General features: G+C 32.2%; 22 protein-coding genes and 2 pseudogenes. 3 read left to right on the top strand and 21 right to left on the bottom strand.

The window, feature by feature from the left end; genetic code table 11:
- Positions 1-6: 6 nt before the first annotated feature.
- From Q2T46_RS12985 to Q2T46_RS12970, 4 genes are read right to left on the bottom strand one after another with little or no spacing between them, the layout of a single operon-like run.
- Positions 7-363: a NifB/NifX family molybdenum-iron cluster-binding protein gene (locus Q2T46_RS12985; protein WP_209453380.1), complete on the bottom strand. Its 357-nt coding sequence runs from the start codon at positions 361-363 to the stop codon at positions 7-9.
- Positions 364-1,233 (bottom strand): ATP-binding protein, encoded by an 870-nt coding sequence (locus tag Q2T46_RS12980; protein WP_209453381.1) that lies wholly within the window; start codon positions 1,231-1,233, stop codon positions 364-366.
- A complete protein-coding gene (locus Q2T46_RS12975; protein ID WP_303265151.1) occupies positions 1,230-2,075 on the bottom strand; it encodes an ATP-binding protein in 846 nt (281 codons plus the stop codon). Before Q2T46_RS12975 ends, Q2T46_RS12980 begins: the two co-directional genes overlap by 4 nt.
- A 2-nt stretch (positions 2,076-2,077) precedes the next feature.
- Positions 2,078-2,443 (bottom strand): NifB/NifX family molybdenum-iron cluster-binding protein, encoded by a 366-nt coding sequence (locus tag Q2T46_RS12970; protein WP_303265152.1) that lies wholly within the window; start codon positions 2,441-2,443, stop codon positions 2,078-2,080.
- Positions 2,444-2,588: 145 nt separating this feature from the next.
- Here Q2T46_RS12970 and hydE point away from each other — a divergent pair, with 145 nt between their 5' ends.
- On the top strand, positions 2,589-3,665 hold the full coding sequence (gene hydE, locus Q2T46_RS12965) for a [FeFe] hydrogenase H-cluster radical SAM maturase HydE (protein WP_303265153.1): 1,077 nt from the start codon (positions 2,589-2,591) through the stop codon (positions 3,663-3,665).
- Positions 3,666-3,676: 11 nt separating this feature from the next.
- On the opposite strand, the gene hydG is transcribed toward hydE, so the two are convergent.
- The 16 genes and pseudogenes from hydG to Q2T46_RS12885 all read right to left on the bottom strand — a co-directional run bounded on the left by hydG (position 3,677) and on the right by Q2T46_RS12885 (position 16,374).
- Complete coding sequence (gene hydG / locus Q2T46_RS12960) at positions 3,677-5,077, bottom strand: [FeFe] hydrogenase H-cluster radical SAM maturase HydG (protein WP_303265154.1); 1,401 nt, start codon at positions 5,075-5,077, stop codon at positions 3,677-3,679.
- A gap of 104 nt (positions 5,078-5,181) precedes the next feature.
- Positions 5,182-6,054 carry a YitT family protein gene (locus Q2T46_RS12955; RefSeq protein WP_303265155.1) on the bottom strand — a complete coding sequence of 291 codons (873 nt, stop codon included), beginning with the start codon at positions 6,052-6,054 and terminating at the stop codon, positions 5,182-5,184.
- Between the two features lie 318 nt (positions 6,055-6,372).
- On the bottom strand, positions 6,373-6,675 hold the full coding sequence (locus Q2T46_RS12950) for a DUF5320 domain-containing protein (protein ID WP_209453387.1): 303 nt from the start codon (positions 6,673-6,675) through the stop codon (positions 6,373-6,375).
- 269 nt (positions 6,676-6,944) lie between these two features.
- Complete coding sequence (locus Q2T46_RS12945) at positions 6,945-7,403, bottom strand: Fur family transcriptional regulator (RefSeq protein WP_209453388.1); 459 nt, start codon at positions 7,401-7,403, stop codon at positions 6,945-6,947.
- 270 nt (positions 7,404-7,673) lie between these two features.
- Positions 7,674-8,093, bottom strand: a complete 420-nt coding sequence (tsaA, locus tag Q2T46_RS12940) for a tRNA (N6-threonylcarbamoyladenosine(37)-N6)-methyltransferase TrmO (protein ID WP_209453389.1) — start codon at positions 8,091-8,093, stop codon at positions 7,674-7,676.
- Positions 8,094-8,116: 23 nt separating this feature from the next.
- Positions 8,117-8,869, bottom strand: a complete 753-nt coding sequence (locus Q2T46_RS12935) for an ABC transporter ATP-binding protein (protein ID WP_209453390.1) — start codon at positions 8,867-8,869, stop codon at positions 8,117-8,119.
- Positions 8,866-9,930 carry an iron ABC transporter permease gene (locus Q2T46_RS12930; protein WP_303265156.1) on the bottom strand — a complete coding sequence of 355 codons (1,065 nt, stop codon included), beginning with the start codon at positions 9,928-9,930 and terminating at the stop codon, positions 8,866-8,868. The genes Q2T46_RS12935 and Q2T46_RS12930 overlap by 4 nt, the downstream gene beginning before the upstream one ends.
- A 58-nt stretch (positions 9,931-9,988) precedes the next feature.
- Positions 9,989-11,128: an iron ABC transporter substrate-binding protein gene (locus Q2T46_RS12925; protein ID WP_209453392.1), complete on the bottom strand. Its 1,140-nt coding sequence runs from the start codon at positions 11,126-11,128 to the stop codon at positions 9,989-9,991.
- Positions 11,129-11,392: 264 nt separating this feature from the next.
- A complete protein-coding gene (locus tag Q2T46_RS12920) occupies positions 11,393-11,491 on the bottom strand; it encodes a 4Fe-4S binding protein (protein ID WP_399388634.1) in 99 nt (32 codons plus the stop codon).
- Positions 11,492-11,542: 51 nt separating this feature from the next.
- Entirely contained in the window at positions 11,543-12,025 is a 483-nt protein-coding gene (locus tag Q2T46_RS12915) for an FAD-dependent oxidoreductase (protein WP_303265760.1), read from the bottom strand.
- A complete protein-coding gene (locus Q2T46_RS12910; protein WP_209453393.1) occupies positions 12,025-12,249 on the bottom strand; it encodes a hypothetical protein in 225 nt (74 codons plus the stop codon). Before Q2T46_RS12910 ends, Q2T46_RS12915 begins: the two co-directional genes overlap by 1 nt.
- 240 nt (positions 12,250-12,489) lie before the next feature.
- Positions 12,490-12,672 (bottom strand): annotated as a pseudogene (locus Q2T46_RS12905) (peptide deformylase); the annotation flags it as partial.
- A gap of 13 nt (positions 12,673-12,685) precedes the next feature.
- Positions 12,686-14,047 carry a thioether cross-link-forming SCIFF peptide maturase gene (gene scfB / locus Q2T46_RS12900; RefSeq protein ID WP_303265157.1) on the bottom strand — a complete coding sequence of 454 codons (1,362 nt, stop codon included), beginning with the start codon at positions 14,045-14,047 and terminating at the stop codon, positions 12,686-12,688.
- Between the two features lie 30 nt (positions 14,048-14,077).
- Positions 14,078-14,620, bottom strand: coding sequence for a flavodoxin family protein (locus tag Q2T46_RS12895; RefSeq protein WP_303265158.1), 543 nt, complete (start codon positions 14,618-14,620; stop codon positions 14,078-14,080).
- Between the two features lie 34 nt (positions 14,621-14,654).
- Positions 14,655-15,524, bottom strand: a complete 870-nt coding sequence (locus tag Q2T46_RS12890) for a DUF89 domain-containing protein (RefSeq protein WP_303265159.1) — start codon at positions 15,522-15,524, stop codon at positions 14,655-14,657.
- Positions 15,525-15,549: 25 nt separating this feature from the next.
- Positions 15,550-16,374, bottom strand: coding sequence for an Mrp/NBP35 family ATP-binding protein (locus Q2T46_RS12885; RefSeq protein WP_303265160.1), 825 nt, complete (start codon positions 16,372-16,374; stop codon positions 15,550-15,552).
- Positions 16,375-16,636: 262 nt separating this feature from the next.
- Here Q2T46_RS12885 and Q2T46_RS12880 point away from each other — a divergent pair.
- A pseudogene (locus Q2T46_RS12880) lies at positions 16,637-17,428 on the top strand (PIG-L deacetylase family protein).
- Between the two features lie 28 nt (positions 17,429-17,456).
- Positions 17,457-19,373 (top strand): FAD-dependent oxidoreductase, encoded by a 1,917-nt coding sequence (locus Q2T46_RS12875; RefSeq protein WP_303265161.1) that lies wholly within the window; start codon positions 17,457-17,459, stop codon positions 19,371-19,373.
- Positions 19,374-19,440: 67 nt separating this feature from the next.
- Here Q2T46_RS12875 and murJ read toward each other — a convergent pair whose 3' ends face one another.
- Positions 19,441-20,994, bottom strand: coding sequence for a murein biosynthesis integral membrane protein MurJ (gene murJ, locus Q2T46_RS12870; RefSeq protein WP_303265162.1), 1,554 nt, complete (start codon positions 20,992-20,994; stop codon positions 19,441-19,443).
- Positions 20,995-21,012: the final 18 nt, after the last annotated feature.

The raw sequence follows: 21,012 nt of genomic DNA, 5'->3' as shown, positions 1-21,012 counted from the left end.
TTACTTTTAGTCTTCACAGTGTCCCGCATGTTCATGTTTTTCACATGCACTATCTGTAGATATCAAAGTTCCATCAATATACCTTTTTACCACATCTTCAGCATCGCCAGACGCACCTGTAATGACATCAATGCCGTAAGAATTAAACAAATCTATTGCGCTTGAACCCATTCCACCAGAAATGATGCATTCTACACCTTTGGCTTTCAAAAATTCCGGCAAAAATCCTGGTCTATGCCCTGGATTTTCAATAAAATTGGCACTTACTATTTTATTTTCTTCCACATTAAAAATCGTAAATCCCTCACAATGTCCAAAATGCATTGAAACGCTTCTTCCATCTGTAGCAACAGCTATCTTCATTTAAGCATCCATCCTTTCATCTAAATATTTTTTTATTTTCTCCCACATGTCTAAAATCTGTCTGTATGCAGTGCTGTCAGGAAATTTATTAATGCTTTGAAATCTTTTTAAAGCTTTAATTACTGTTTCATCAAAATTTATCTTTCCTACAACATCTATACTATTTTCTTGACAATATTTCTCTATTTTATTAGAAATATCTTTATTAATATTCCACTTGTTTATGCAAACGAGAGATTTTATTTTAAAACTCTCAATTGCTTCAAGCACTCTTTTCATGTCTTCAAAACCAGAAACAGTTGGTTCAGTAACAATAAGAGCAATATCTGCACCTGTTGCAGAAGATAAAACAGGACATCCTATTCCAGGTGTGCCATCAATTATAATGTAGTCACAATCACCTTTATTCTCAGTAGCTTTTTTTCTTACCTCAGTAACTAACTTCCCAGAACCATCAGCACCTGGAAACAACTCGGCATATATTATTTTTTCACCTTTCTTATTTTCACCTACTATAATTTCACCTGTGTTTTCTTCAATCATCTTAATTGCACCACTGGGACACTTATAAGAGCAGAGACCACAGCCTTCGCAATGATATGGATTTACTTTATAATCAGAAATCGCATCAAATCTGCACAATGTTTCACATAAACCACACTTTATGCATTTGCCATCATCTATCAATGCTACTTCTTTACCATAAAAATTATCGACTTTTTGTATTTCTCCATTGAAAAGTATGTTTAAGTTAGGAGCTTCAACATCACAATCTGCCATAACTTTATTTTCTACAATTTCACTTAGGGCCGTTGCAACTGTTGTCTTTCCAGTTCCGCCTTTACCACTTAATATAACCAACTGTTTCATCTTCCAATCAGCTCCATTAATCTCTGTGATAAATTTTCAAATGTGTGCCTTATTTCATCGTCTTCTTCAATTAGCAGATTCCCCTTAGAATACAATTCAGCGTATTCTTTTTTAAATGGAATTTTTGCAAGCACATTTATACTTTCTTCCTTGCAATAGTTCTCTATAATACTATCTTCTCCACCCGATTTATTGATAATGACCGCAAATGGCAAATGCAACTCTTTTACAAGTTCAACAGCCAGTTTAAGATCATGTAATCCATATGGAGTCGGCTCAGTGACTAAAAGGCAATAGTCACTGCCTTCAATAGAATGTATGACAGGACAAGATGTCCCAGGAGGACTATCAATGATTACATTTTTATCTGTATCTTTTATCAAATATTTAATTTCTTTTATTATAGGAACTCCTGAAGCTTCACCTATATTTAATTTACCATCTATAAAATCTATATCATCTGATCGTCCAACCCTTATAGCACCAATTTTCTTTGGTATTTCATTTATAGCATTATATGGACATATCTCATAGCATGCTCCACATGAATGACATAAATGGTCAAAAACAAGTATTTTCTTTATCAACTTTGTTAGTGCACCAAATCTACATGCCCTTGTACATTCACCACAAAGGGTACACCTATCATAATCTATGTTGGGAATCATTACATTTACATCTTTTACTTTCTCTATTTCCGGTTTTAAAAACAAATATCCATTAGGTTCTTCTATATCGCAGTCAACATAAATGCTTTTTTGAATTTTAGCAAGATTGGAAGAAACTGTGGTTTTGCCAGTTCCACCCTTACCGCTCAAAACAGCTATCTTGTAACCTCTCATTTTTAATGCTCTCCATGATGACCATTATTAGTAGGAAATTCAATTTTTTCTAGTGTACCCTTTTTAAACTCTTTTACATTTTTTTCGATAGTATCATTGATCGATTTATAAACAGTTATCCCAGCTGCTTGAAACACTTCTAATGCATTTGGCCCTACATTACTTGATATAATTGAGTCAACTCCTTCATCTAATAAAAGTTGTGCTGCCTTTGTACCAGCACCACCTGCAGATGATGCTGCAGTATTATCGATAGCTTTGTAATTCATTGATTCAGTATCAACAACGACAAAATATCTTGCTCTACCAAACCTTGAATCCACATTTGAACTTAGATTATCACCTTCTGAAGAAATCGCAATTTTCATAAACAATCCTCCATTATTTCAAACATACGTCATATACAATTATAAATATATAATTATTTTTGTCATATGTCAACAAAAATATTAAAATTTTTATTTGTTGTATGATATAATGTTAATTATAAAAAATGAGAGGCTGATTTTTGCAATGAGCAGAATTGATTATCAAATTAATTATGATTACATAAAAGATTTAATTTCATATCTTGAAAATGAACACACATTAAGCAAGGAAAATCTTGTCATTCTACTAAAATCTGAATACACTGATGAAATTTGCCAAGCTGCAGACAGAGTAAGAAAAAAATTTGTAGGTGATGTGGTTCATTTACGAGGCTTGATTGAAATAAGCAATTATTGCTGCAGAACTTGCTATTATTGTGGCCTTAGGGTCTATAATAAGTCAATAAAAAGGTATAGGATGGATGAAAATGAAATTTTGCAATGTGCAAAGGCTACAAAAGATGCTGGATTAAAAACTGTAGTATTACAAGGTGGTGAGGACAAACATTTTAAAATAAAGGATTTGTGCAACATCGTTGAAAAAATCAAGGATCTTGACTTATCTATTACACTAAGCATTGGTGAATTGACAACAAAAGAATATGCAGATCTAAAAAAAGCTGGTGCAGACAGATATCTTTTGCGCATAGAAACGACTAACAAGGACCTTTACAAAAAGTTGCATCCAAATATGAGTTTTGATAATCGCGTTAGGTGTTTAATAGATTTAAAAGAACTGGGTTATGAAGTGGGTACTGGATGCCTAATTGGATTGCCTGGACAAACTTCAGATATGCTAGCAGAAGATATACTTTTTTTTAAAAACATTGATGCTGATATGATTGGAATGGGGCCATTTATACCAACTCCAAATACTCCATTAGAAAATGAAAAAGGGGGTAATGTTGAAATTGTATTAAAAATGCTGGCTTTGACACGCCTTTTGCTGCCAGACATAAACATGCCAGCCACCACTGCTCTAGGTGTTAAAGCTGACAATGGATATATAAAAGGGTTACGAGCAGGTGCAAATGTCATAATGCCAAATATGGGACTTAATGAATATAAAAAATTGTACGCTCTGTATCCAGGAAAAACTTCTGATGATGGTTCTAAAGTAGTTAATGATCTAGAAAATATAAAGAAAATAATAATTTCAGAAAATAGGATTATAGGACACGAAAAAGGCGATCGCAAAAAGATATGGAAAAATCCGGGATAACCCGGATTTTTTTAGAAGTACAGATCTCTTTCACCATTTTCTAACCGTTTGAGTCTATTTTTCGTTTCTTCTCTTACCTTCTCAGAAGGAATATTTTCTATGTTTGCAGCAATCGTTTCTTCACCTATAGCTTTTGTGGCTTCATCACCGTAATCTAAAAGGAACTCTTTAAATGTAAGTATAGCATTTGGCAAGCAGAAATTGTGAATCTGTCCTGACTTAGCAAAGCTCATAAACCTATCGCCAGTGCGCCCCATTCTGTAACATGCTGTACAATAACTTGGCAAATAATGCTGCTGACATAAAGTCCTCAATATCTCATTTGGTGTCCTATGATCTCCTACTTCAAACTGAGGTTTTGTCTCTTCCTTTTTCGATATTTCTTCGTAATAACCGCCTACACCTGTACAAGAACCTGCACTTATCTGAGATATGCCTACGCTTATAACTTCTTCTCTAAATTCAGGAAGTTCTCTTGTAGATAGGATCATACCTGTATATGGTACGGCTAAGCGTATTACAGCAACTAGCTTTTTGAAATCTTTATCTGATACAAGATATGGATAATCATCTAGTGTAATATTTAAAGCAGGTCTAAGCCTTGGAACAGAAATAGTATGTGGTCCAACACCGAATTTTTCATCAAGATGATTTGCGTGGTACAGAAGTGCTATCGTTTCATATTTATAATCATAAAGTCCATACAAAACTCCCATGCCTACATCATCAATACCCACTTCCATGGCTCTATCCATAGCAGTCGTATGATAATCATAGTCATGCTTTGGCCCTGTCGGATGCATGTATTCGTATGTTGGCCTGTGATAAGTTTCTTGGAACAATATATACGTTCCTATGCCTACATCCTTTAACTTTTTATAATTTTCAACAGTTGTAGCAGCAATGTTTACATTGACTCTCCTTATGCTGCCATTTTTCAATTTTGTATCGTAAATTGTCTTAATCACATCTAAGACATAATCAATAGGGCAATTTACTGGATCTTCACCTGCTTCAACAGCCAATCTTTTATGTCCCATCTCCTCCAATATTTCTATCTCACGTCTTACTTCATCCATAGTAAGTCTTTTGCGCTCTTGCTCATTGGAGTGTTTATAGCCGCAATACCTGCAATTGTTAACACAATAATTGCTAATGTAAAGTGGTGCAAATATGACTATTCTGTTGCCGTAAATTTGCTCCTTAATGTATCTTGCAACTTTGTACATTTCCTCAAGAAGCTCATCATCTTCCAAATTTAGAAGAACTGCCGCTTCTTCAGGCGTAATACCTTTCAAATTTTTGGCTTTTTCAATAATCTTCAATGCTTCATCCTTTGAGGCACTTTCACCATATCTTAAAGCCGCTTTTATCTTCTCGTCGTCAATAAAATCTGCAATTTGCCTATCCATATATTGATTTCTCCTTCCCTTGCCCTCAGTAAATCCCTTGGGCTTAGTATTTTTATAATAAAATTATATACCTTTTTTGTTAAATATTCAACAATGAAATTTTGCTAAAATAAATCATCCATAAATCCTTTCCCTCTTACTTCTGAAACATCTAAAATTGATATAAATGCATTGCTGTCAATGCTGTAAACCAAATGTTTAATATATGGAATTTGTGAAAGTGATACAACGCAATAAAGTATTCTGCGATTAGTCTTTGTATATGCGCCTTCAGCTTGAATAAACGTAACACCTCTTTTTAAATCATTCATAATTGCATTGCTTATTTTTTCCTCTTCATTTGTAATTATAAAAAGCATCTTTCGTCTGTTAAAACCATTTATCGTCTTGTCTAACACAAACGAATTTATCGACATTGAAACAAGTGTGTATAAAGCACTTTTAAGTCCTATAAATATGGCTCCAGCCAAGACTATGAAAAAATTAATATATAGGTTTGTCTTACCTAATTCAAAATTCTCATATTTTTTCTTTACTAATACAGATATGATATCAAGTCCACCAGTAGAACCATGATTGGCAAAGACTATTCCCATACCTGCACCTGTAAGTACACCGCCATAAAGGCACAGTAAAATCGGGTCATCAAAATTGATTATTTTATCCAAAAACTGAGTTAAAATTAGAAATAGAGATAATGACAATGTCCCCATTACTGTATACATAGTAAATCTTAAGCCAATTTTCTTATAGCTTAATATTAACAATGGGATGTTTAATATAAAAATCGTATAACCTGCTGGTAAACCAGTTAGATACTGTACAATCAATGATATACCTGAAACACCGCCACTTAACAATCTGGCATGTACAATAAAAGTATTAATCCCTATAGAATAGATAAAAGTACCAAAGAGAATTTCAACGATATTCTTTATGCTTAGACTGCTTCTCAATTTATTATTGCCAACAAACATTATTATAATTGCCTCCTAGTACAAGCACAAATCATTTAAAAATACAGTCCTTAGTTAAAATAAATTACTACAATCCATCAACAAAGAAAGCCCCTCCACGTCTAGTTTAATCTATATACATTTATAATGCAATAAAAAATGCAAAATAAATTTTAATGAATTAATAATTCATTTGTTTTTTTAAGCTGATATATATTCTCTAAAAATAACATCGTTATATTATATGTTAAAAATGATTATGAATAAACTTTTTCATCTTCCTTCAAAAAAATTAAGGCTGTAGCAAATTGATTGCTAACAGCCTTAAAGTTAAAAAATTTATTCCTTCTTTTTGTCATCATCATTGGTGTCTTCTAAATCGTTAAGCCGATCTTTTATATACTTTAGTTGATCCTCAAGGTATTGAGCTTGTGCCTTTAAATATGACTTTTCATCTTTTGCATTGCCAAATCTAGCATATCCTGGCACTCCTGTTGCATAAAACATATGTCTATATCCTCTGTGCATGCCAAAACCATGCCCATTCATACATCCAGGAACATTGTAACCTGCACAAAATCCCATACCTCTTCCAGACATTGGACCATAACCCATTGGACCTGTTCCGTCTCCTCTTGGCATATTTACCACTCCTTTTAATTTATTTTAGTCTTATGACCATTTCGCAATTATATAGTATCACTATTATTGACATATGTCAATATTATTTTAAAAAATTTCTTCTATCCAAATCTTTGTATGACATAAATATCTATAAAGACTCTAGCTTGACATTCTACGTAAATAGCTTTCAGCATCATTCTCAATTACTACTGTGCTTGCTCAAAGTTTGCTGAGCAAAAACGCTGCAATGGCTTCTGGCTTAGCACTTGGATTTGGAATTAGAATTTTTATTCTTTTGCTTTTTCTCTACATTTTTTACATATACCATAAACATTAATGCTGCCATAATTTATATCAAATCCATATTTATCTTTAATTAAATTTAGAAATTGTATTATTTCATAACCTGAATACTCTTCTACATTTTTACAATGCTTACATATCAAATGTATATGAATACTGCCCTTTTGAGGTGTAATAAGCTCATAATATTTTACATTATCAATTGTGTTAACAGATATGATGTTTTTTTCAATCAACATATCCAAATTTCTATAAAGAGTCGCTATTCCATAATTAGAATCTTCTTTTCTAACAATACTCAGCAGACTATTGAAATCAAAATGAACATCAGGATTGTTTGTAAATGTCTTTAAAAGTATTAATCTAGTTAATGTGATTTTTACACCAGTCTTTTTTAAAAAATCTACTAAATTTTGTAAAGATGCATTTTCCAATTCTATCACCGCTTAAATTATAATTAACATATGTTCATTATATATAATATAATTAATTTCGTCATATGTCAATAATCATAAAAAATTACCTCTACTTACTTAAACAGAGGTAATTTTTATGATTAATTTTACTTTGTAATCATCTGAACAAATTTTATAATGTCAATGTTTTTTCATAAAATCCACATCAAAATTTGTGAATACCAATAAAAATCTTATATTAGCATATATAGCATCAAAAGCTGCTGATTTACTTAATGAATTTTTAAAAACTTACTACTACAATAAAATATCATCTGGTCCTTTTATGCTATCAAGTTCATAAACGTATGGTTTTACATCAATCAGATAGCTGCCATCTAAAGCATCTACACCTTTTACATAAAGTTTATTGCCATCTACTTTCATAAGATCTGCAACACAAAAAGCAATAGGATTAGGTCTATTAGGCGTACGAGTAGAAAATACGCCCCTTAACTCAGGCCCCCATGGTGTCACATGTCTTAATATATCCCTTTTGCTTAAATGTTGCCAATAAAGTACAATTATATGTTTTCTTTCTTCAATACTCAAAAGTCCGTCTACATATTCAGGATATATCTCTAATACAGTTTCTACATTGTTCATTCTACCCTGAAACGGTGCATCACTTTTATTTTTATAAGGACTGTGTATTATCCCAATTGGATTAATTTCCATTAAAATTACCCCTTCCAATATTTTTATAGTGGTATAACTACTTTAATATCATGAACTCTTTCAACAGCAACAGGAATATCATAAACTGCTTCTATATTTTCTTCTGTCATTATTTCTTCTCCACCATATGCATATATCGAATTATCTTTTAAAAGTAAAAACTTGTCAGAAAATCTAAGTGCTAAATTTAAATCATGAATAATAACAATCGCTGCTATATTTTGTTCTTTAACAGTTTGTTTGATAATTCTAAGTACTTCAATCTGATTTTTTAAGTCTAAGTTATTCGTTGGTTCGTCTAAGAGTATCACAAGAGGCTGTTGTGCCAAAGCCCGTGCTATCACTACCTTTTGTAGTTCACCACCACTTAATTCACTTAAATATCTTAAAGACAATTTATCTAAATTAAATTTGTTAATAACATCATTTACTATTTTTAAATCTTTTTTTGTAACATCCCATTTAATATGCGGCTTTCTGCCTAAAAGCACTGCATCAAAAACAGTAAAACGTCCATTTTCATTTCTTTGTGCAACATATCCAATTTTCTTTGCTATTTCTACCCGATCTAGTTTTAGGATATCTTCTTCTTCTATATAAATTGTACCCTTATGGGGTTTCAAAATCTTATTTATGCATTTTAATAAAGTTGACTTTCCTGCTCCATTATTTCCTAGTATAGACAAAAGCTCCCCTCTTTTAATGTCAAATCTAATATTTTTTAATACTGGTACACTGCTATAACTAAATTCAATACCATCAATATTTAAAATCATTTTTTGTACCCCCTTGAGAGCACGTATAAGAAAACCGGAGCGCCTAAAAATGAAGTTATTGCACCAACGGGTAGTACTATAGGTGAAATTATAGTTCTACCTAAAGTATCTGATGCCAAAAGTATTAAACTTCCTATTGCAGAAGATGCTGGAATTAAAAATCTATGATCGCTACCAATCAATCTTCTCATTATGTGAGGACCAACAAGTCCAATAAAGCCAATAATACCAACAAAAGAAGTTATTGTTGCAGCGATTAAAGATGCAATAAACATTCCAATCAATCTTATCCTTTCAACATCAACTCCTAAACCTTTTGCTGTTTCTTCTCCACTGTCTAAAGCATTATAATTCCAGCGATTTAACATAAAGTATATTAAAGAAAGACCCACAACTGTTGACATTATAGCTAAATCACTCCATGAGGTCCTTCCTATATCCCCAAAAGTCCAGAATACAACTGAAGCTACCTGCACATCATCGCTGAAATACTGTAAAATCATAGTAATAGCAGAAAACAAAGAACCCAATGCTACCCCTGTTAAAACCATAGCCTCAGGAGTTACTTTAAAATTCTTTGCAAGCATCAAAATAATCAATGTAGCACCCATTGAACCCAAGAAGGCAAATATTACCACTAAATATGAATTATTTATAATCACAGAATCAGGATTTGAAGTAGTTCCAGCTCCAAATACTATAATAGCCAATGCAGCTCCAAAAGAAGCACCTTGAGAAATTCCTAAAGTAAATGGTGATGCTAAAGGGTTTCTTAAAATACTCTGTGTCACGCAACCAGCTACTGAAAGTCCAGTGCCCGCTACAATAGCCGATAAAACTCTCGGCATTCTAATATTCCAGACAATAATTTTGAATCTTTCACTGCCCTTACCAATCAATGTTTTAATTACATCGTATGTACTAATACCAGCAGAACCAGCATTTATGGCATACATTGCAAGTAAAATAGTTACCAATATTACAAGAAATATTATTAAAATTTTTCTTTTTATGTATTTGTTATAACTTGCAGGTATACTATTTGTAAAAGTCTCCTTCAAAACTACATCTCCCTTAATTTTAATTTTTTCACAGTTTAAAATAAAAACGCTATTATGATTAAAATTTAATTTTTTCAAACCCACCAAAAAACTTTTTCATTTCATTATATACGTTTTTACCCTTATCTCCAAAAAATAAAGTATATATTTCATTTGCCTTTACTTCTGGGTCAACATCTTTAAATTGTTCAGGATAAAGTACTTTTCCTGCCCAGTAAGAATCTACTAAAGCCGTTTCAATATTTGTTGTATATTGATTGTATGGAAGCATGCCATATACATTATTATTTTTTACAGCCTTCAAGCTTTTGTAAAAATTAGGATTCTTCTGATAATCTTGCTTTACTAAATCAAAATTTCCTTCATCAACAAATAATATATCAGGGTTCCATGATAATAGTTTCTCTCTTTCTATAACTATGCTTCCATTTTGTTTTAATGTATCAGCCACATTTTTTGCATGAATTGCTGCAAATGGCGGATAATTGCATTGTGTACTTTCTATTCCATGTCCGCCTTTAAAACCTAATGCTCCAATATAAACCGTTGGTTTTTTATAATCTGGTATTTCTTTTGTTCTATAATTTAAATCTTCTTGTATCTTTTTTATTTGGCTCACTAATTTTTCCGCTCTATCCTCTTTGCCCATAATTTTGCCTACAACATTTAGAGAAGTATATACGTCTTCATCAAATGTACCCAACTTTCCATAGCTTAAAACAACTACAGGTATACCCGTTTTTGCTTGAAGCTCATCAGCTTTTGACTTGTCTAGAAGAGAGGCAACAAATATTACATCTGGATTTGCTTGAACTAAATTTTCTGCATCAGGAACAGAATCTGGTCCACCCTGACCTATAACAGGAAGTTTATTAAGTTCATTATAAAAAACCATGTTATAAGTTCTTCCATCAGTAAGCTTTTTATCTATATTTTCAACTCCAGATACTCTATTTACTCCATCGATATATGTAATAAGCCTTAATGCACCAGGTCCAATGGCAACAACTTTTTTAACAGGAAGTTTTATTCTAATTTGGCGTCCCACCAAATCTGTAACAGTAACTGTTTGACCATTTTGCTTAGAAATATTAGAAGTTCTCTGTTGGTTCTGAGATCTGCTACAACCTGACAGAGAAATAGAAAAAATAAGCAAAACAACCAAAAACACATTGAATTTTTTAAGCTTATTTAACATTCGATTATACCTCCGCATAAATTTTGTATAATGTATACGTATATATATTATCGTGTTACTTTTTTAAAAATTATAACACGAAAAAGAAAACAAAACAAGTTTTGATAATTTAAGCAAAATAACTATAAAATTTTCCAAAACTTTATTGCTTTGGTTTTATAATAAAGGAAAAAGCTAGTACACTCCAGTACTAGCTGATAAACATAACTTATACCTTCAAAACCATCAAAATTTAAAATAGATACTTTTTTCTTTAATATAGCCTTAAGAAATTGCTCCAGCAGGACATATAGCAACGCACCTTCTACAATTTTTGCATTTATCAGAATTTATATATGCAATACCACCTTCTTTCTTTTTTATAATTCATTTTTAGCATATTGTTCAACTGCTTCTTCAACAGTATCCAAATTTTTAGCAGTTATCGGAATTTTCCCCCATTCTTCTTTTATTTTTTTGGCTCTCTTTACCCATAGCTTTTCCTATAAATAAACCCTGTCCCACCAATTCGCAAATCGTAAATCTTTCATTCTCAATTATTAGTCTTTGTCCTTCTTCAATCATATCATTATCAACAAGTTGTGGTAATATATGATCCATCATATCTATAAGATATGTTTTTATGCCAACCGCATTTAATGCTTGTGCAAGTTCTATTCCTATAGCTCCAGCACCTATCACAACAGCTTTTTGTAGATTTTTAGTAGCATCTTTTATTCTTAAAAGTTCATCCTCTGTCTTAAAAGTTGTTACATTTTTAAGATTAATACCTGGTATATTTGGAATAAAAGGTATTACACCGATTGCAATTATAAGTTTATCGTATTTAATTACATTGCCATCTTTTAGAGTTACTTCTTTAGATTTAAAATTGACATTTTCAGCAACGCCCCTAATTAATTCAACACCATTATCTTATCTGTAACCATCTTGTCGCTTTTAAATGTTTTTTCTGGCTCTATTATACCCTCAACTGCATATGGCATAGCACAATATATAAGACTGTGGTCTTCCTGTCTGACAAGTCCTATTGATAGATCATGGTTATTATTACCAAAAACTCGGCATGCACTCAGCGTAGCAGGACCACCTCCAATAATAAGTACGTCATACTTTTTCATATCTAATCTCCTTTCATAAATAACATATGTTAATATCACTATATATATTAATATATAACTATTTTTGTCATATGTCAATAATTCCGTTACATTATCTTTATTTTTATTCAAAAATAGCTGTTAGCAGGCTAATTGCTAACAGCTAGGGAGTGAAATATGGCTTTAAAAATTATTTACTTTATTATGGCCTTATGACCATTTCCTAATTATAGGATGTCACTATTATTAACTTATGTCAATAACAACAACCAGCCTTCTTAAAATCCCAATCTGATTTGCAGCTAATCCAACCCCATCAGCATTGTACATAGTTTCTGACATATCATCTAAATTCATTAATACATGATCATCTATTTTTTCGACTTGTTTTGCTTTTTTATATAATATAGGATCTCCAATTTTCCTAATATACCTTAACGCCATAAAAATCCTCCCTCTATAATTGTACATTATTAAGAGCAGCTTGTACCATTATAGCACACTCTATTCTTTTCTTTTGCAGTATGCAAGCAATCTCATTTGGTTTTGAAATATCTTTATTTGTAAAGTATGCATTAGCGTGACATCCACCTGAGCAAAACAGCTTTGCCCAACAATTTTTGCACTCTTCTTTAGCAAAAATATTGTTGTTTTTAAATTTATCTTTTAATTCTACGTTCGTTATGCCATCATTTATATTACCAATGATAAATTCTTCTTGTCCTACAAATTGATGACACGGATAAATATCTCCTTCTGGTGATACGGCTAAATATTCATATCCAGCTCCACATGCAGTAATCCTCTTTAACAGGCACGGTCCATTGTATAAATCTAAATTGAAATGATAAAAGCGAAATGATTTACCGCTTTTTAATCTTTCAACATATAATTTTGCAAGATTTTCGTATTCATCTAATATTTCTGGTAAATCAGTTTCATCAAAATAAATTTCATCTCCTGTCCCAACAACAGGTTCAATAGATATCTCTCTAAATCCTAAATCTGCTAAATGAAATACATCCTTTGAAAAATCTTTATTCTTTTTTGTAAATGTACCACGTATAAAATAGCTTTTGCCATTTCTTTCTTCAACAAGTTTTTTTGCTAAAGGAACTATTTTATCGTAGCTTCCATTTCCAGATGCATAATGTCGAATTTCATCATGTATCTCTTTTCTTCCATCAATACTTATTACTACATTATCCATATTTTTATTTAGAAATTTTATTTTTTCATCATCCAGCAATGTTCCATTTGTAGTGATTGCAAAATAAAATTTCTTGTTAAATTTATCTTCCAGCGAATGCCCATAATTAACAACTGCTTTTACAACATCAAAATTCAAAAGCGGTTCTCCACCGAAAAAGTCAATCTCAATATTACGCCTTCCCGTAGAATTTTTTACCAAGTAATCAACCGCTTTAAATGCAACTTCTTTGCTCATCAATTTTCGCCCAGTATTGTAATCTCCTTTTGAAGCAAAACAATATTCACATCTTAAATTACAATCATGGGAAACATGTAAACATAGTGCCTTAACGCTATCCTTAGCAACAAAATGTGAAGCAGAATTTTCAAGCTCTTTTAGAGATGCAAATAACAATCCTTCGTTTTCTAATTCTTTTAATTCATTATACGTTTCTTTGATTTCGTCTATTGAATACTTGTATTTCAAACCATCAGCTACTTCTTCGTATGAAGGAAATTCATCTTTACCTTTCAATATATCATAACCTATATTATCAAGCATATGTATAGCTCCACTGTTTCCATCGACTGCAAAATTATATCCATTTAACGAAAAAGTATGTACCAAAGATAAGACCTTCCTCCTAATTGTATATATTTATACATCATTTTTTATCTTATTTAATAATTCCAAAATTCTATATCCTAGTCTTTTTGCTGCTTCCATTGCTTCTACATCCAATCCTATATCACCTTTTTCATAACCAATCCCGGAAATTCCTCTATTTGCTACAATCATCTCATGTTTTAAAAAGAAAGCATTAATTGCTGTTATTGCACTTTCTGCTCCATATTTACATCCAACAACTACAGCCCCGCCTATTTTATTTCTAAGGCCACCCTTTATGCACCATGTACGATCTATAAATGTCTTAAGCTGTGCTGACACATTGTTGAAGTAAACTGGAGTTCCTAAGACAATCCCATCACTTTCTAAAATCATTGGAATTAATTTTTCATTCATGTCATCTTTGACTGGGCATATGCCCGTCTTTTGGCAAACCCAACATGAATTGCAATATTTTATATTATAATCTGAAAGCCTAATAAGTTCTCCTCCTGTTATTTCTAATGAAATATCTAAAAGATATTCTGTATTTCCATTCTTTCTCGGACCTCCTGAAATATATAGAAGATTCATTAAACATCTCCTTTCAAACAAGCAATACCATTGTTCAAAGGTTATATTTTATTATTGCATCCATTATTTCTACATTGAGATCTTTTGATATTACAGGGCACTTTGATATAAGCATAAAAAATATATTTTTATTTTCACTTAATCCTTCATAATTACCTTGACCTTTTGAAATTACAATGTCATGATTTTTAATCCAATCTTTAACTTCTTTATCTTTTCTATTTGGTCCTGTATCTTTCATACCATTTCCAAGTTTATAAAAAGTTATATTTGGAAATTTATCTATTCCTACTTCATATACGTCATCTAACATTGCATCATTAATTATTGGACCGCCTTTAACCACAAATGCAATCCTACTAAAAGGTTTCTTCCTTACATTTATCATCTCTTCAATAAATATTTTATCAAAAACTATTTCACCAGCATTATCAGCAAAAAAAAGAAGATTATCGTATGTCAATATTTTATTAAATAGTATATCGAAATCATCAATTGCTAATTTTTTATTTAAAACATCATTTATAGTTTTATCTAAATCAAAATCTGATGATGGCCCAAAATCAATAATGTTTCCGGCTATTGAAAGTTTTGCAGCAGTATAAAGTCGTTCTCTTTCATTACTGATTGTACTTAGCTGACTTTTCAGTAAAGGATATAATTTTAATACCGTATTATTGCTTTCTTTTTTTATATCTTTATATGGATCTACTATTTTGGTTTCTTCTCTAATTAAATTATAAATTTCATTTACTATCTCATCATGTGAAATATCCCAATTTACTTCATATAAAAATTTAACAACCTTCTTCAATATTGTAGCACGTATTTCTTCTTCTTGATCTTTCGTTGCAAATAACGTATGTCTCAGAAAACATGGTATGCATTCTAAATAAAGCTTCATTTCTGATACCCTCTTTACTTACATTTCAATAAAGTGATTCTAACGCTTTTATACACATTTCTAAATAATTTTCATTAACTTTTTCAATCTCTCCTCTATCGCACAACTCTGCAATATTTTTGTCAATAGGTATTCTTCCTAAAAATGGTATATTCATTTCTTTTGCAATTTTTTCCGTTTTGCTTTCACCAAAGACATCAATTCGTTCACCACATTTTGGGCATACAATATAGCTCATATTTTCTACAATACCTAAAATTGGTATATTCATTGTTCTTGCCATATTAAATGATTTTTTGACTATAAGAGAAACTAAATCTTGTGGAGATATAACTATTACAATGCCATCTAATGGTATTGATTGAAATACTGTGAGAGGAACATCACCTGTACCAGGTGGCATATCAATAAAGAGATAATCAAGTTCATTCCACACGACATCAGTCCAAAATTGTTTAACAGCATTTCCTATAAGAGGGCCTCTCCAAATTACAGGTGAATCAGGGCTGTCCAACAAAAAATTAATCGACATTATTTTTAAATCATTGCCTGTTTCAACAGGAAATATACCTTCACCAAAAACTTGTGGTCTTAACTCATTTACACCAAATATCTTTGGAATTGAAGGACCAGTAATGTCTGCATCTAATATGCCAACTTTATAACCTTTTCTTTTCATCATTACACCTAATAGCGATGTTACAAGTGACTTCCCAACACCGCCTTTGCCGCTTATCACCGCTACTACATGTTTTATATCACTCAATTCATTGCCTTTAATTAAAAAATTATTTTTGTCATTATTCTTACTATTAGCATTAGAATTTTCTTTTTGTCTGCTTTGCTCCATTTTATAAAACACCTCTTTATATTGACATATGTTTATTTTCATTACAAATATACAATTATTTTAATCATATGTCAATATAAAAACTAAATATTTAATAACTTATCCTCTTCTTCTAATAATATAGAATTGAAATATTTATTTTTCTCCCATTAAGCATAAATAGCCAATTTTATCTTTTTTTAATCTTCTGTTAACAATTTATTCATAAAGTTTTGATATTATTTTCTTACAATTATGACACAAATAATAGGGGGAATTAAAATTGAACAAGACATCTTTTAAATGGAAATATATTTTTATATTGCTCGCTCTTTCCGCTATTATTATAATTTCTTCTGTTATGAATTTAAAAACTACTTTTGCCAATCTCACAGAAAAAAAGCCTGTCCCCAATAGCGACGACCCTGGTCAAAGAATACTTGTAGTTGTACCACACCCTGATGATGAATCATTGGGAATGGCAGGTGTCATACAAAAAGCTATCGAATTGAAAAGACCCATAAAAGTTGTAATTGTAACAGATGGCGAAAGCTACAAAAAAGCTGCTATCGCATTGACAGGTCACAAAAATCCCACTTCGCAAGACTTCTATAAATTAGGATTAACGCGGCATGGTGAAAGTTTAGCTGCAATGTCTGTACTGGGCCTTTCAAAAAATGACGTAATATTCTTAGGTTTTGCTGATGGCTGATCTTACAAAGCTTGCTTCATTCTACTATGACAACCACTTGTATTAGGTGTTCAGACACTGTCGCCCATATCAAAAAATGTAAGATACAACATCGAAATGAGGCTGTTTTACAATGAAAGCATAAAGAGGATCGATTTAGGACTGGTGAATAACAAACTTTATCAGTACAGAAAAGCCAATAATTCACTTTTAAATTCTATAGCATCAAGACCAATAATAGACAAAAATATATTGTGGATAAAATTGAATATTCCACAAAAACAGGACTTGCGCTATATATTCATGGGCTCTGACTCAATATACAAAGGAAGACTTATCGATAAGATTCCTTGGAATATGTATAAGATATCTAAAAAAGCATAGCCACTCTTCATAAATCGAGGTGATTAATTTGCAGAAGAGCTATTTAAAAACAATGATATCACTTACCATCGTATCAGTGTTAATAATCACAGCCATAGGCGGTTACTTTTACGTGGAAAAATACAAAAAAGCATCACAGGAGACTAAAGCTAAAGTCATAGAAAAAAAACAAAATCTTCCTAAACCTATAAAGCTTACCCTTCCTGACGATAAAGATATGTATGATGTCATAGTAGTAGGAGCAGAGCCAGAAGGTGTAGCTGCTGCAAGGTCTGCAGCAAAAAACGATGCTAAGGTCCTCATAATTGATAAGCACAATGGTCCTGGCGGCCTTATGACGTACGGCATGTTAAACACAATTGATATGAGCAAAGGCCCCGATGACACATTGCTTACACAAGGCACATTTAAAGAGTTTTTTAAAGGCATAGGCTCAAAAAACTCATTTGATGTGAAAAAGGCTAAAGAAGTATTTTTAAAGCTTTTAAGTTTGCCAAAAATAACACAGTCTTACAATACAGTATTTGAGAAACCCATAATGGATAGAAATAAGATAATAGGCATAACGGCTTTAAAAGACGGAAAAGAAGTAAATTTCTATGGGAAAAGGATAATCGACGCAACGCAGGATGCGGATATTGCAGCATCAGCAGGAGTACCATACACAGTTGCAGCAGAAGACATGGGTGTAAAAGGAAAAGTACAAGCATCAACACTTATTTTCAGATTAAAAGGATTAGATTGGAACAACCTTATAAAAATAATAAAATACAAAAAAAAGATACCAGCAACGTATATAAACGACACATCAGCAAGTGGGTTTTTATCAATTACGAAAAAGTACAAGCCGTCTACACAGATGTTGAGGCTAAGAGGTCTTAATCTCGGCAGGCAAGATGACGGCACAGTATTAGTAAATGCCCTTTTAATATATGGCGTAGATGGGCTTAACAAATCATCAATAGAAAAAGGAATGGAACTAGCAAAGAAAGAGCTTCCAAGGATAGTCCAGTTTTTTAGAGAAAACATTCCTGGCTTTGAAAAAGTAGAGCTTGACGGCACAGCAGACGAATTGTATGTAAGAGAGACGAGGCACATAAAAGGATATTACACACTTGACATAAACGACGTAGTATTCAATAGGGATTTCTACGACAGGATAGCCATAGGCTCATATCCAGTAGACGTACAAGCGACATCACCAGAAGATGTTGGATTTGTATATGGGAAGCCTGTAGAATATGCGGTGCCATTTAGGTGCATAGTGCCTAAGAAAGTAGATAACCTACTTGTAGTTGGACGGTCAGCATCCTACAGCCATCTAGCAGCAGGCTCTGCCAGGACAATACCGATAGGTATGGCAGAAGGAGATGCAGCAGGTGTAGCATCTGCATATTCTATAGCCAAGAATAAATCATTTGCTGACATAATAGGAAGCGAAGAAGATATAAAGAATATACAATCGATTCTTATAAGCCAGGGAGCATACCTTACACCGTTTAAAGCTGAAAACAGTGTAGAGAAAAGCTGGGCCTTCGACGGACTTAAGTTTGTCCTTCACTGGGGGCTTATAGTACCTGGTTATACAAATGATTATAGGCTTGATGAAAATATAAAGAGTATATCATTTTACTATATGGCATCAAATATGATTAAAAGGTCAATACCAGCTAAGTCTCAGCTTATAGATGATGATTATCAGCATTTGCAAAAATACATTGCAGACAAGCCACTTACAAAGGAAGAAGCCGCAGATATACTATTGACATACGCTGGATACAAAGGTGAAACTGATAAATACACTGGTAGCTTATATGACTTAGCATATGAAAAAGGACTGATGTCTGATGTAGCGTACGAAAAGATGAAAGATACAAAATATGTAAAATATGAAGATGCGTACGACATTATATTGTCACTTCACAATTATCTAACCAGTTTTTAAACACAAATACTGCAGTAAAACTCGGTTTTACCCGAGTTTTTTTATCATTTTAAATTTCATTGGCAAATCAATTTTGAAAACTTGTCAATCTATTGGCAACAATTCCATATAAGTATCTAAATTCTTTCACATTCAAAAGAAACATCATTGTTGCATAAACAGCAACTCCAACAATAACTATCATCATTGTAAGCAACAATTCCAACTTAAATCCAACCATGTACCTTGAAAGAAAATTGTTCATAAAGAATACCGCTGCACCCATCACAAGTGAAGATAGAACCAATTTCCCTCCAGTATTTATAATATCACGTCCACCAAAAGAGCCCTTCTTCTTTCTAAAATCCTTCATCAACAATATAGCGCAAATTACAGCAGATGCAGACGAACCTATTGCAAGTCCAGCAATACCGATGTACTTTACTAATATTATACTTATCAATATATTTACTACAATACCCAATATGCTGTTTATCATAGGCGTCCTCGTATCATTTGTGGAGTAAAACGATACGTTAAACACATCTCTTATGCCGTAGAAAATCATTCCTATGGAAAGGTACAATAGTGCAATAGCAGTAATCTCCACACTGTAATCATTAAATTTACCATGTTTAAACAATATGTTTATTATGTGGTACCTTAAAATCATGATGCCTAAAGTGACAGGAATCATGATCATGTTGATGTTATTTATCGCCTTTACCATGTGGGATTTCATGCCTTTATAATCTCCAGTGCTTCCTTCCCTTGACAATGTAGGAAATATTACTGTAACAACCGACGTGGCAAATGTCCCATAAAAAGCACCTGTTAATAAGCTGGCATAGCTAAAAGCGGTGATGTTTCCATTTGGCAGCCCTGAAGCAAGCCTTGTATTTATAATGATATTTATCTGGTTCACAGATAATCCTACTATGACAGGACTAATAAGCTTTAGCATCCTTACTATGCGAGGATCTTTAAAATCTATTTTAAAGCTGTATCTGTACTTGTTCTTGATAAGCCATGGTATTTGATTTACCACCTGAAGTCCGAACGCAACTGTAGTGTATATAGTAAGGCCTACTATGCCACCGTACTTTGCAAAAAACAGCATAAACACAATAGGTGGAATATCTATCAAAATTCCATTTAAAGCAGGCGCAGTAAAATCATTGAGAGTCTGAAGAATAGCAGTAAATCCTGCTGACATACTTAAAAACAGCATGTTTACAATGCTTATTTTGGTCAAATTTACAGCAAGTTGAAACTTCTCGCCTGTAAAATTTGATGCCATTAATTTTACTAGGTAAGGCGAGAAAATCCACGCTATAACGAATATGCCAAATGAAAACAAGAATAAAATGTTCATGATATTGTTGGCAAAATCAAACATTTCATCTTTGCCACGTTTAGCATACGTCTCATTCAAAAGAGGTATAAAAGCAGTGGATACTGCAACACCTATTATAGAATAAAGTACTGTAGGAATATTTAGAGAAACTGTATAAGCGTCAGTTGCCCATGTGGTTCCAAATACTTTACCTTGCACCGTATTTTTTAAAAGTCCTGCGAATTTCCCCAAAATCGTTATAAATGCCACAATAGTTGCTGATTTAAATAATTTCTTATTACTCATACGATCTCCATTCCATCT

The organism is Thermoanaerobacterium sp. CMT5567-10 (genome assembly GCF_030534315.2).
Taxonomy (GTDB): Bacteria; Bacillota; Thermoanaerobacteria; order Thermoanaerobacterales; family Thermoanaerobacteraceae; genus Thermoanaerobacterium.
Note: the sequence above shows the minus strand (reverse complement) of the source record. Positions and strands in the feature narration are given on the sequence as shown.